This is a genomic window from Streptococcus cuniculi (genome assembly GCF_001921845.1).
GTDB classification, from domain to species: Bacteria; Bacillota; Bacilli; order Lactobacillales; family Streptococcaceae; genus Streptococcus; species Streptococcus cuniculi.
The window spans coordinates 20684-34261 of the sequence record NZ_MSJM01000004.1 but is presented as its reverse complement, the minus strand read 5'-3'; the positions used below and the strand labels follow the sequence as shown (position 1 = coordinate 34261).

11 protein-coding genes are annotated in these 13578 nt (G+C 44.7%); all 11 read left to right on the top strand.

Going from position 1 to position 13578, the window contains the following annotated elements; genetic code table 11:
* Window positions 1-33: 33 nt before the first annotated feature.
* A complete protein-coding gene (carB, locus tag BU202_RS04995) occupies window positions 34-3213 on the top strand; it encodes a carbamoyl-phosphate synthase large subunit (RefSeq protein ID WP_075104888.1) in 3180 nt (1059 codons plus the stop codon).
* Window positions 3214-3539: 326 nt separating this feature from the next.
* Window positions 3540-4292 (top strand): class I SAM-dependent methyltransferase, encoded by a 753-nt coding sequence (locus tag BU202_RS04990; RefSeq protein WP_075104703.1) that lies wholly within the window; start codon window positions 3540-3542, stop codon window positions 4290-4292.
* A 70-nt stretch (window positions 4293-4362) separates the two neighbouring features.
* The gene (locus BU202_RS04985; protein ID WP_075104702.1) at window positions 4363-5034 is read left to right on the top strand and encodes a DUF969 domain-containing protein; all 672 of its coding nucleotides are present in this window, start codon (window positions 4363-4365) and stop codon (window positions 5032-5034) included.
* A gap of 9 nt (window positions 5035-5043) precedes the next feature.
* Complete coding sequence (locus tag BU202_RS04980; protein WP_075104701.1) at window positions 5044-5967, top strand: DUF979 domain-containing protein; 924 nt, start codon at window positions 5044-5046, stop codon at window positions 5965-5967.
* A gap of 45 nt (window positions 5968-6012) precedes the next feature.
* Window positions 6013-6660 carry a pyroglutamyl-peptidase I gene (pcp, locus tag BU202_RS04975; protein WP_075104700.1) on the top strand — a complete coding sequence of 216 codons (648 nt, stop codon included), beginning with the start codon at window positions 6013-6015 and terminating at the stop codon, window positions 6658-6660.
* A gap of 145 nt (window positions 6661-6805) precedes the next feature.
* Window positions 6806-7078 (top strand): 30S ribosomal protein S16, encoded by a 273-nt coding sequence (rpsP, locus tag BU202_RS04970; protein WP_075104699.1) that lies wholly within the window; start codon window positions 6806-6808, stop codon window positions 7076-7078.
* 22 nt (window positions 7079-7100) lie between these two features.
* A complete protein-coding gene (locus tag BU202_RS04965) occupies window positions 7101-7340 on the top strand; it encodes a KH domain-containing protein (protein ID WP_067089824.1) in 240 nt (79 codons plus the stop codon).
* An 89-nt stretch (window positions 7341-7429) separates the two neighbouring features.
* Window positions 7430-7948, top strand: coding sequence for a ribosome maturation factor RimM (rimM, locus tag BU202_RS04960; RefSeq protein ID WP_075104698.1), 519 nt, complete (start codon window positions 7430-7432; stop codon window positions 7946-7948).
* The gene (trmD, locus tag BU202_RS04955; RefSeq protein ID WP_075104697.1) at window positions 7938-8660 is read left to right on the top strand and encodes a tRNA (guanosine(37)-N1)-methyltransferase TrmD; all 723 of its coding nucleotides are present in this window, start codon (window positions 7938-7940) and stop codon (window positions 8658-8660) included. The genes rimM and trmD overlap by 11 nt, the downstream gene beginning before the upstream one ends.
* A 542-nt stretch (window positions 8661-9202) precedes the next feature.
* Complete coding sequence (locus tag BU202_RS04950) at window positions 9203-9796, top strand: recombinase family protein (protein ID WP_075104696.1); 594 nt, start codon at window positions 9203-9205, stop codon at window positions 9794-9796.
* A gap of 646 nt (window positions 9797-10442) precedes the next feature.
* A complete protein-coding gene (locus BU202_RS04945; protein ID WP_244149021.1) occupies window positions 10443-13556 on the top strand; it encodes a Cna B-type domain-containing protein in 3114 nt (1037 codons plus the stop codon).
* Window positions 13557-13578 lie beyond the last annotated feature (22 nt).

Here is a 13578-nt window from a genome sequence, read left to right as displayed (position 1 = left end):
TTGTCTCGCTTGACGGCGTTTGTATCATACATTATGCCAAAACGTAGTGATATTAAGAAGATTATGGTGATTGGGTCTGGTCCGATTATTATTGGTCAGGCGGCTGAGTTTGATTATGCGGGGACGCAGGCTTGTCTTGCTTTGAAGGAAGAAGGCTATAGCGTTGTCTTGGTCAATTCAAATCCAGCGACGATTATGACGGATAAGGAAATTGCAGACAAGGTCTACATTGAGCCGATTACTTTTGAATTTGTGTCTCGGATTTTACGAAAAGAAAGACCCGATGCCCTTTTGCCAACGCTCGGTGGTCAGACAGGGCTGAATATGGCCATGGAATTGTCCAAAGCAGGCATCTTGGACGAGCTAGGAGTGGAACTCCTCGGTACTAAATTGTCGGCCATTGACCAAGCAGAAGACCGTGATTTGTTCAAGCAATTGATGGAAGATTTGGGGCAACCAATCCCTGAATCGGAGATTGTCAATACCGTCGAAGAAGCCATCGCCTTTGCTAGCACTATCGGCTATCCAGTCATTGTCCGTCCTGCCTTTACCCTCGGGGGAACAGGTGGCGGTATGTGTGCCAATGAAGAAGAACTCCGTGAAATTGCGGAAAACGGTTTGAAATTGTCTCCTGTGACCCAGTGTTTGATTGAGCGGTCGATTGCAGGTTTTAAGGAAATCGAATACGAAGTGATGCGCGATAGTGCAGACAATGCCCTTGTCGTGTGTAACATGGAAAACTTTGACCCTGTGGGGATTCATACGGGAGATTCCATCGTATTTGCCCCCACTCAAACCCTATCAGACATTGAAAACCAAATGCTGCGCGATGCCAGCTTGAGCATTATCCGTGCTCTTAAGATTGAAGGGGGCTGTAATGTCCAGTTGGCCCTTGATCCACATAGCTTCAAATACTATGTCATCGAGGTCAATCCGCGTGTGTCTCGCTCATCTGCCCTTGCTTCAAAAGCGACAGGGTACCCGATTGCCAAACTCGCTGCCAAGATTGCGGTTGGCTTGACCTTAGATGAGATGATAAACCCTGTGACAGGCTCTACCTATGCCATGTTTGAGCCTGCGTTGGATTATGTGGTCGCCAAAATCCCACGTTTCCCATTTGATAAATTTGAAAAGGGTGAGCGCCGTTTGGGGACCCAGATGAAGGCAACTGGTGAGGTCATGGCGATTGGGCGCACCATTGAAGAAAGTCTCTTGAAAGCCTGCCGTTCGCTTGAAATCGGTGTCTACCACAACGAAATGAAAGAATTGGTAGAGGTGACCGATGATGTGCTGATTGAAAAGATTGTTAAGGCACAAGATGACCGTCTCTTCTATGTTTCTGAAGCACTGCGCCGCGGCTTTACCGTTGAAGAAATTGCCAATCTGACCAAAATTGATGTCTTTTTCTTGGATAAACTGCTCCATATCATCGAGCTAGAAGCAGTATTAGCAACCAATGTCGGAAATGCAGATGTTCTGAAAACGGCCAAGCAAAATGGATTTGCAGACCGCAAGATTGCCGAATTGTGGCAGCAAAGCCCAGAGCAAGTCCGCCAGTTCCGTTTGGAACAGGGGATTGTTCCAGTTTATAAGATGGTCGATACCTGTGCGGCTGAATTTGAAAGTGCAACACCCTATTTCTACTCGACCTATGAGTGGGAAAATGAGTCCATTCGTTCAGAGAGAGAATCCGTCCTCGTCTTGGGGTCAGGTCCGATTCGGATTGGTCAAGGGGTCGAGTTTGACTATGCGACAGTTCATTCGGTGAAAGCCATTCAGGCAGCAGGCTATGAAGCCATTATCATGAACTCAAATCCAGAGACAGTATCGACTGATTTCTCTGTGTCAGACAAGCTCTATTTTGAGCCTCTAACGTTTGAAGATGTCATGAACGTGATAGAGTTAGAGCAGCCGATCGGTGTCATTGTCCAGTTCGGTGGACAGACTGCGATTAACTTGGCAGAGCCATTGTCCAAGGCAGGTGTGCGGATTATCGGTACCCAAGTAGCAGACTTGGACCGTGCAGAAGACCGTGATTTGTTTGAAAAGGCCTTGAAAGACCTTGGGATTCCACAACCACCGGGGCAAACCGCGACCAACGAGGAAGAAGCCGTAGCAGCAGCCCGCAAGATTGGCTTTCCTGTTCTGGTGCGTCCGTCCTATGTCCTTGGTGGCCGCGCTATGGAAATCGTTGAAAATGAGACGGATTTACGCAGCTACATGCGGACAGCTGTGAAAGCAAGCCCTGAACACCCTGTTCTTGTCGATTCTTACATTGTCGGACGGGAGTGCGAGGTGGATGCCATTTCTGATGGTAAAGATGTCCTCATTCCGGGGATTATGGAGCATATCGAACGTGCAGGTGTCCACTCTGGAGACTCGATGGCGGTATATCCTCCGCAGACCTTATCCGCAGATATTCAAGCGACGATTGCCGACTATACCAAGCGTTTGGCGATTGGGCTCAACTGTATCGGAATGATGAATATTCAATTTGTCATCAAGGACGAAACAGTCTATGTTATCGAGGTCAATCCGCGTGCCAGCCGTACCGTGCCATTCTTGTCGAAAGTAACCGATGTCCCAATGGCGCAGGTGGCAACCAAGCTCATCTTGGGTCAAACCTTGGAAGACTTGGGCTATGCTGATGGCTTGTATCCAGAGTCCGCCAATGTTCACGTGAAAGCCCCTGTCTTCTCCTTTACCAAGCTCGCAAAAGTCGATAGCCTATTAGGTCCTGAAATGAAATCGACTGGTGAGGTCATGGGAACAGATACAACCCTTGAAAAAGCCCTCTACAAGGCCTTTGAAGCCAGTCATTTCCACTTGGAAGAATATGGAAATGTCGTCTTTACCATCGCTGATGAGACGAAAGAAGAAGCACTCGGTCTTGCAAAACGCTTTGAAGCGATTGGCTATGGTATCTTTGCCACAGAAGGTACGAGCGCATTCTTCAGGGAAAATGGGGTCGAATCCATCGCTGTCAATAAACTGGGCGAAGGAGAAGACAATGATATTCCTAGCCTTGTCCGTAAGGGACAGGTTCAGGCCATTATCAATACGGTCGGAACCAAACGTGTGGCAGAAGGAGACGGACAAATCATTCGGAGCTCTGCTATTGAAACAGGCACACCGCTCTTTACAGCCCTTGATACAGCAGATGCCATGCTACAAGTGCTCGAAAGCCGCAGCTTTACGACAAATGCGATTTAGGATGAGCCAACAGCTATTGTTTCTTGGTCAGTGACTAGTTGTGTCCGCTCATCAACTGTGTTGGTATCTACTGGATTGATAGAGGAAGCGAACGAAGTGAGCCTAAAGCTGGTTGTTTCGCCGTAGTGGAATTCTTAGCAATAACTATTTTTCTGTTGCTAAGAACGTCACTTTTGAGATTTAGGCTCAAAAGTGAGCATTTCGTGAAGAAGGCTGCTTGCGTCCGCACTACCTAAAAAACAATCAAAAAGGGAAGTATGGATACTGAATAACCAACGATACAAGATGATTTCGACAGAAATCATCTTTTTTGCTATACTAGCAGTATGAAATGGATTGTTACAACAAGTCTCGGTATGAATGAAGAACTAGTAGCGCGTGCAAAAGCTCTTGCCCAATCTTTTGGTGTGCCCTATGTGGAGCGCAGGAAAGATGCAGTCAAGAAATTACAAGAGCGCTACGGTCATGTCTTGGTCCTCTATCAGGATAAACTGGTCTTTGAGCAAGTAGGAGGCGAGCGCCTCTTTTTCCACCCAGATACAGCCCTTTTACGCATCAAATCTGGGCGGGACCCCTTGCTAGAGATAATCGGAGAAGGACCCAAGACGATTTGTGACTGCACGATGGGATTAGCTTCTGACAGCATCGTCATGGCAAGCGCAGGTCATCAGGTGACTGCGGTCGAATCGTCTCGCCTGATTGCCTTTATTGTCAGCCGGGGGTTGCAGGAGTTGGATACGGGAAATGAGGCAGTCAACTCCGCCATGCGCTCGATTAAGGTCGTCGAAATGGATAGCCTCTCCTTTTTACGCCAGCAACCCAGTCAGTCCTTTAACGTGCTTTATTTTGACCCCATGTTTTCTGAAACGATTCGTGAATCACAGAACTTATCAGGTCTTGCAGGACTTGCCAATCCGTCACGCTTAACAGAAGAACTTTTGGAAGAAGCCAAGCGAGTAGCCAGAGAAAAGATTATTCTCAAGGCCCATTTCAGAGATAGGATTTTTGAAGACCTCGGTTTTACGCGCCTAGTACGTCCCAATCAGAAATTCCATTATGGCATTTTAAGCAAGAACTAGGAAAGCAGGTAAGGAAATTTCAATTATTTGGAAAAAAGGGTATAATAATATATAAGAAAGGAGATTCATTATGGAATGGATTAAATTAATCGGAATTGTCATCATTGTTTTCGGCTTTGTCTTAAAATTTGATGCGATTGCGACAGTTGTTGTGGCAGGTCTTGTAACTGCCCTTGTGTCAGGAATGTCATTGATTGAGTTTCTCACCGTTTTGGGAGAAAATTTCACCTCTCAACGTGTGGTAACGATTTTCTTGTTGACACTTCCTTTGGTTGGATTGGCTGAAAAATACGGCTTGCGCCACCGCGCGATTCGGATGATGAAGTCTATCAAGTCTCTAACAGCAGGCGCTTTTTACAGCCTCTATGTCTTGCTTCGTTTGATTTGCGGTCTCTTTTCCATCCGCTTAGGGGGACATCCGCAGTTTGTTCGTCCCTTGGTTGAGCCGATGGGACAGGCAGCAGCACAGGCGAAATACGATGATTTGTCAGACGATGAGATTGAAGAATTAAAAGGCCGTGCAGCAGCCAGCGAAAACTTCGGTAACTTCTTTGGTCAAAATACCTTTTCAGGTGCAGCAGGAATCTTGCTGATTAGTGGCACCTTGACCTCCCTAGGTTACGAAGAAAACAATGCAGGACTTGCTCTTACCTCGCTGATTATCGCAGGAGTTGCCTTGGTGGTTGTTCTAATCTCCAACTACTTGTTTGATAAGAAATTGCAAAGAAAGCATCAGAAATAGGAGGAGATGATGGAAACACTTGTACCAACCTTATTAGAAATTGCCTATGTGGTCATGGGCTTGCAATTGCTCCATACAGCCTACTGTGCCTTCAAAGACGACAGTAACGAAGCACGCATTGGAACAGGCTTGTTTTGGGGAATCTTGGGAGTTATTTTTGTCGGCGGTAGCTACATTCCCCCTCTTGTTACAGGAATCTTAGTGGTTGTCCTTGCGATGCTAACCCTCTTGAAGCAGGTAAAAATCGGCAAGCTCCCAACTCTGAATGAAGAAAAAGCAGAAGAGTCGTCTCAAAAACTCGGTTTTGCCATCTTTGTTCCAGTAATTACACTAGCTGTAGTTGCCTTTTTGGTTGCAAGATTCTATCCGAAACTAAGTTCAGTTTCCGTTGGAATTGGAGCCCTTATCGCGACGATTGTTATTGTCCTAGTGACTCGTGCTAAGCCGAAAGAATTGTTGGCAGAAAATAACCGCATGATCCAATTGACCTCAACCAGCAGTATTCTGCCTCAGCTGCTCGCAGCCTTGGGTGCCATCTTTACCCTAGCAGGTGTGGGAACGGTCATTTCGGACCTCATCAGTGGTTTTGTGCCAGATGGTAGTCGATTCTTTGGTGTTGTGGCCTATGTCCTTGGAATGGTGGTTTTCACCATGATTATGGGAAATGCCTTTGCAGCCTTTACCGTGATTACAGCAGGTGTCGGCGTGCCATTCGTCTTTGCTTTGGGAGCTGATCCGATTATTGCCAGTGCCTTTGCCATGACAGCAGGTTACTGTGGTACCTTGTTGACCCCTATGGCAGCCAACTTTAACGCCTTGCCGGCAGCCCTGCTCGATATGAAAGATAAGAATGGCGTTATCAAAGTGCAGGCGCCGGTTGCCCTCATCATGATTGTCGTCCATATTGTACTAATGTATGTCTTGGCGTTTTAATCCTCTGAACCATTCGTTTTAGAAAAAGAGAAAAGGAGTATCCCCATGAAAATTCTCGTAACAGGTTTTGATCCTTTTGGCGGTGAACCCGTCAATCCAGCCCTAGAGGCTGTGAAACAGCTGCCAGCAAGCATTGCAGGTGCACAAGTCAACTGGGTAGAAGTTCCGACTGTTTTTTACAAATCCGCCCAAGTATTGGAAGAAAAAATTGCTGCCTACCAGCCAGATGTCGTACTTTGTATCGGTCAAGCAGGTGGTCGCTTTGGTCTAACACCAGAACGGGTGGCGATCAACCAAGACGATGCCCGCATTCCCGATAATGATGGCAATCAGCCAATCGATATTGCCATTCGGGAAGATGGAGAAGCTGCCTACTTCACGACCCTGCCAATCAAGGCGATGGTCGAAGCCATCAAAGCAGCAGGTCTACCAGCTTCTGTATCAAACACCGCAGGGACCTTTGTTTGCAACCACTTGATGTATCAAGCCTTGTACTTGGCAGATAAGAAATTCCCAGGCTTAAAAGCTGGATTCATGCACATTCCATTTATGACCGAGCAGGTCGTCGATAAGCCAAATACTGCTTCAATGGGGCTAGCAGACATTATCAAGGGAATCGAAGCAGCTATCGCAGCCATTGTTTCCTACCACGATAAGGAAGATGTCAAAGCCATCGGCGGAGAGACGCATTAAGTCCGTTGCTAAACGGAATCAATAAAAATCATCAGGTGTCAAGTTTTTTTCTTGACACCTTTTAAAAATCTGATATAATAGAACATGTGATAAATAGTATAGCTATTTCACCGATAAATTATAAAAGAAAAGAGATTCATAGAAAATGGCAGTAAAAATCCGTTTAACTCGTATGGGTTCTAAGAAAAAACCTTTCTACCGTATTAACGTAGCAGATTCACGTGCACCACGTGATGGACGTTTTATCGAAACAGTTGGAACTTACAACCCACTTGTTGCTGAAAACCAAGTAACATTGAAAGAAGACCGCGTTCTTGCATGGTTGGCAAACGGTGCGCAACCATCTGATACTGTTCGCAACATCCTTTCAAAAGCTGGAGTAATGCAAAAATTCCACGATTCAAAATTCTCAAAATAAAACGAATTAAGAGAGAACACTTATGGACATGATAGAAAATCTGATTATTGCAATTGTGAAACCTTTGATTTCACAGCCGGATAGCTTGACGATAAAAATCGTTGATACACCTGAATTTTTAGAATATCACTTGGACTTAGAGCAGTCTGATATTGGTCGCGTTATCGGCAGAAAAGGACGCACAATTTCTGCGATTCGGACGATTGTTTATTCTGTTCCAACAAGTGACAAAAAAGTTCGTCTTGTCATTGATGAAAAGTAAAAGGAGCGGCAAGTCCGCTCTTTTTCTTGTCTTGAGAAAATAAGGCAAAGATGGTAAAATAAAACATACTATACAGGTTTGGAGAGCACATGAATTATTTTAAAGTTGGAAAAATTGTCAATACCCAAGGTCTGCAGGGAGAAATGCGGGTCTTGTCTGTGACGGATTTTGCAGAAGAACGCTTCAAAAAGGGCAATCAGCTAGCCTTGTTTGATTCCAAAGATCGGTTTGTCATGAATGTGGAAATTGCCAGTCACCGCAAGGTCAAAAACTTTGATATTATCAAGTTCAAGGGCATGTATCATATCAATGATATTGAGAAATACCGCGATTATACCCTCAAGGTAGCCGAAGAAGACTTGGCAGATTTGGACGAGGGAGAGTTCTACTACCATGAAATCATCGGCCTTGAAGTCTATGAAGGTGAGGCCTTGCTTGGAACCATCAAGGAGATTTTGCAGCCAGGGGCCAATGATGTCTGGGTGGTCAAACGCAAAGGCAAGCGGGATTTGCTCTTGCCTTACATTCCGCCTGTGGTCCTTGAGGTTGATGTAGCAGCTGGTCGGGTCCAAGTAGAGATTCCAGAAGGATTAGACGATGAAGATTGATATTTTGACCCTCTTTCCAGAAATGTTTGCCCCCCTTGAGCATTCGATTGTGGGGAAAGCGCGGGAGAAGGGCTTGTTAGAGATTCAGTACCATAATTTTCGTGAACATGCGGAGAAATCCCGCCATGTTGATGATGAGCCATACGGGGGTGGTCAAGGGATGCTCTTGCGGGCGCAGCCGATTTTTGATGCTTATGATCAGATTGAAAAAGAGGCACCTCGTGTCATCTTGCTAGACCCTGCTGGTAAACGGTTTGACCAAGCCTATGCGGAGGAGTTGGCGCAGGAAGACCACTTGATTTTCATCTGTGGTCATTATGAAGGCTATGATGAGCGAATCAAGACCTTGGTGACAGATGAGATTTCGCTCGGTGATTATGTCCTGACAGGTGGGGAACTGGCTGCCATGACCATGGTGGATGCGACTGTACGCTTGATTCCAGAAGTGATTGGTAAGGAAGCGAGCCACACGGATGACAGTTTTTCATCGGGCTTGTTGGAATATCCCCAATACACGCGTCCCTATGATTTTCGTGGTATGGTCGTGCCTGATGTCCTCATGAGTGGCCACCATGAAAATATCCGCAAGTGGCGCTTGTATGAGAGCTTGAAAAAGACCTTTGAGCGCAGACCAGACTTGCTCGAACACTACGAACTTTCAGAAGAAGAAGCAAAAATGTTGGAAGACATAGCAGGACAGTCCCCTTTATGATGCTTGTTCAGCCTGATTGTACAGAATCAGATGAAATGATGGAGAAAATAAACTAAAAGGCTGGAAAAATGTTTCCTGCCTTTTTTTTGCTGTTCAGTAATGAGTTTTTAAGTGTTTCCTAGAGTGATGGAATTGAAAATTATTTCCTATATTTTTACTTATTTTCTATAGCTTTTTTAGGAAAAATACAGTATAATATTAGTAAAAGAAATGAGGAATGACAGATGGGAAATTGGCAGCAATGTGACCATAGTAGTAATCGCCAATTTTCAATAAACATCTCATGATATAGGAACAAGCAAGCCAGTTGAAGAGGGATAGTCGCTGGTCATTCTGATGATTGTTTACAACCTACCCACCCCCCTGCTTGCTAGGCTACAACACCCTCAACAGAATAAAGATAGAAATGGATACGAGTCATGCTGCACAACAGAGCATTCAGATGATGATTTAAGAGATAGATGAGGACATCTCATTGAGATGTTTTTTTGTTTTTCTTATAAGATGGAGATAATCATCAAAAACTAAAAGGAGGAATTACGATGAAATACGGTTATATTCGAGTATCCACCCGTGACCAAAACATTGACCGTCAATTATCGGCCATGCTGTCAGAAGGAATAGAAGAGAAATATTTATATATCGATCAGTCCTCGGGCAAGAATTTCAACCGCAGAGCCTATAAACAGATGCTCGCAGTGCTGATGCCAGGAGATGAACTCGTCATTAAATCGATTGACCGCTTGGGGCGAAACTACGATGAAATCATCAAGCAGTGGAACTACCTCGTCAAGGAAAAAAAGGTCGATATAGTCGTGCTGGACTTTCCCTTGCTCAATACCAATCTAAAAATTGATACGATTACTGGGAAGTTTATTTCAGATCTTTGCTTGCAGGTCTTGTCCTATGTTGCACAAGTGGAGCGAGAAAATATCAAGAAGAGGCAGCTAGAAGGGATTGTGGAGGCGAAAAAGAAAGGCATCAAATTCGGAAGACCCAATAAAACCTGCCCCAAAGAGTTTCCAGAAATCATCAAACGCTGGAAACGCCAGGAAATCACCGTCCAAGAAGTGGCCAATCAATTCAAGGTCTCAAAATCAACCGTCTATCGCTGGTTAAAAAACAAGGTAGAGTAGCTCTCATGAAAAAAATAGAAAAAATATGACAAATAACAGTTCCAAAAACTAGGATTTTTGAGACTACTATTTATCATATTTTTTTAGTCTATATCGGCTTATCCCTATCTTTTCTATCCCTTAGAAAACTTGATAGAATAAGGAATACACATTTTTATAAGTCATCTACAACCATTATATCATAAAATTTTCAAAAATCCTACCTTTTGAAAGAGGGAAAACACGCTTGGAATGCACTGTTAGGGCATCAAATATCGAAAAATGAGAGAGTAACTCTGGATGACCAAGCTACTCTTAATCGAAACTAGGCAGGTGATGATAGTGAACAAATAAGAAGGATTCATCGCAGATGAATCAAGCGTTTCAAACTGTGAAGAGTAGGAGGAAGTAAAACAGGGACACAGAAGGATGTGAGGGATGAAGCACTTAAAGACTCTTTATGAAAGTCGCTCCTTTAACTGTAAAAAATGTGGCCGTTCAGTTGTCACCGTGCAGGGAGTCTTAGATCGGCGAACAGTATTTTGTAGTAGTCTCTGCAGCCGCCGTTACTGGAGACATTCCGAGCGACGAAAAAAGAAATAGATGTACGACCCCAGAACCATGCTAGTTGCACGATATGACTGGGGATAATGAAAGGGTGAAAGATTTGAAGAATAAAAAAGGGCTAATGATGCTATTAGCGATGTTATTAGCGGTACTGGGGATCGGAAGCAGTCCCCTAACTGCTCAGGCCGAAGAACTGACCAATGCGATAACAGATATCAGTATATGGGATGTCGGAGGAGTAGAGATGCCAAAGGATGCTGCTGGCACGACGAAACTCGTTAAAAATGCCAATTATCGTTTTGAGGTCGGCTTTGACCTATCACAGTATGATGGAAAATTAGGAGATGGAGACACCTTTACCTTTACGATACCAGAGCCGATTACCGCTCCAAATGGGAGCTTTGATCTAGTAGATAAGGAACTAGGGCTCGCATTTGCTACTGCGACAACGGTATCAAATGGTACTGGAAAGGGCGCTACCGTAACGGTTGCTCTTAAAAATTCAGAAGAGTATTTCCAAAAGAAAGGTGGCTCTCAAGTCCAAGGGGTAAAAGGGAAATTTTACATACCATTTAATGTGCCAGAGCTCCTCGATCGCCATGTAGTAGACTACAGGGAGGACGAGACGCAGGGGAAACTCTCCCATACCATATCTGTCATAGAACCTCCTGTCAGAGACTTTACCTACTTGATTGGAAATGAGAATTTTACTAAGGCGGGCGGTGGAATTAGCTACGCTCCTTGGCAATCAGCAATTCTTGATAAGAGCGGGGAGCATCGGCATCCATGGGCTGTACGCGTCAATACGAATCAATCAACCTATGAGAGCATCAGTATTAATGATTCAATCCCAGCTGATTCCTCACCGATGCAATACATTCCAGAAACATTAGAGATTTTAGCAGGCTATTATGATTCTAGGACGCTACAAATAGCAGATTCCCCTCAAAAATTAGAAGTTGGAAAAGATTATACAGTAGAGTATAATAGCTCTTATACGAGTATGATTATTAACATTTTAAATCCTTCGACAAGAATGGCTAAAAATGGCAAGCCTGCTGCTTATCGGATTATGTATTCGACCACTTCTCCGGAAGATGGCACAACAGTTGTCAACGAAGCCTCTATGACAGGGGATAACCAGCCGGTTGCCGTGGGGCGAAAAGAAAATTCTGAGAAGTTGGTAGCTCGAGTAGATCGTCCTTCAAAGGTGACAACTGGTGGAAGTATTGAATTAGAAGTTGGTTATCGCATTTCCCTATACAAGGTTGATAGTGAGACCAACAACCGTTTAAGTGGCGCAACATTTGCCATTACGACACCAACTGGTAGGACCGAATCTGTCACAACAAACGAACAAGGGGTTGCTCAATCAAAAGTCTATTCAGAGGATGAGATAAAAGCAGGTACATTTACCATTGTTGAGACGAAAGCACCGCTTGGTTACGTCTTAGATAACACCCCTATCGAGGTGAAAGTGACGGCTAGCGGTATTGTGCGTACCATCAAAAATACCAGAGAAAAGCTCTCTATCCCCGTGAGGAAAGTCTGGGAAGATGCAAACAACCAAGATGGCAAGCGTCCCGAATCTGTTACCATTCAACTGCTTGCAAACGGTGAGGAAGTGGACGACAAGACATTGACTCTAAGCGCAGAAAATGATTGGCAAGCAGACTTTGAAAATCTGAACAAGTATGACGATCAGGGGCAAGCGATTGCCTACACGATACGAGAAGTTGGTTCGTTGAACGGCTATCAGTCAAGGATTACAGGAAATAAAACCGATGGTTTCACCGTAACCAACAGCTATTCCCCTGAAATGATAGATGTGACTGTTCAAAAGAAATGGGAAGACAGCGATAATCAAGATGGAAAACGCCCCAATGAGATTACCGTCCACCTTCTTGCGAATGGTGAACAGGTAGATAGCCACACGATTCAAGCAGCTACAGATGGCAACTGGACAACCACCTTTACCAACAAACCGAAATACGCCAACGGCCAAGTGATTCGTTATACGGTCGAAGAAGTGGCAGTAAAAGACTATACTACGAAGATTGATGATTTTACTATCGTTAATAGCTATACGCCGAAAGAGATTAGTTATCAAGTAACCAAGAAGTGGGCAGATAGTGGAAACCAAGACGGCAAGCGCCCAAGCTCAATTACGGTGCAGTTGTACAAGTCTGTTGCAGGTAGTGAGCCAGTCGCTATCACAGGAAAAACACTGACTTTGACTGCTGCAGACCAAACAGATACCGATATCTGGGTGGGTAGTTTCACCGATCTTCCACAGTTTGAAAAAGGTCAAGAAATTAGCTACTCCGTCCGCGAAGACGATGCGACCTTGGCGATGCTGGCAGAAATCGGCTACGTTGCCAAAGTAGATGGTCAAGTCATCACCAATTCTCATACGCCAGAGATGATTCGCCTAACTGGTACAAAGGTATGGGATGATGGCAATAACCAAGATGGGAAACGTCCTACGAACATTGTCGTCGTAGTGAAAGATGGTCAAGGAACGGAAGTGGATCGCATTACTGTCACACCAGATGAAAAGGGACAGTGGTCATTCACATCAAAAGAGCTTCCAAAATACGCCAATGGAAAAGCAATTTCTTATAGTGTAGAAGAGATTGTAACGGCCGAATACAGCGCAAGCATTACAGCAGACGGGACACATTATACGATTACTAACAGCTACACACCACAGAAAACCAGTATCAAAGGGTCTAAGGTGTGGAATGACGGCAATAATCAAGATGGGATTCGCCCGACTAGTATTACCGTACACTTATTTGCGAATGGCGTAGATACAGGGAAAACCGCGACTGCATCTGAAGCTACAGGCTGGCACTATAGCTTTGACGATGTTGACCAGTATAAGGATGGTCAGTTAATCCAGTATACTGTCACGGAAGACGCGGTACCAGGCTATACGACGCAGATTGATGGCACCCTGATTACCAATAGTCATGTTCCAAAGGAAGACCCTAAGAAACCAGGGGAGCCTAAGGAGCCAAAAGACTCCAAAGACCCCAAAACTCCAAAGGAACCAAAGGCTGACACCCCGTCGTCTCAGGCTCCTCTCCCAGCGATGACAAAGAAAGTCTTACCAAAAACGAACAGTACCACAAGTCTAGGACTGATTGTCGTTGGTATGACCCTGCTCGCAGGAATTAGCTTTTACTTGATGAAGAAAAAAGGCAAGTAGAAGGATGTGAGGTTTCTCTTGA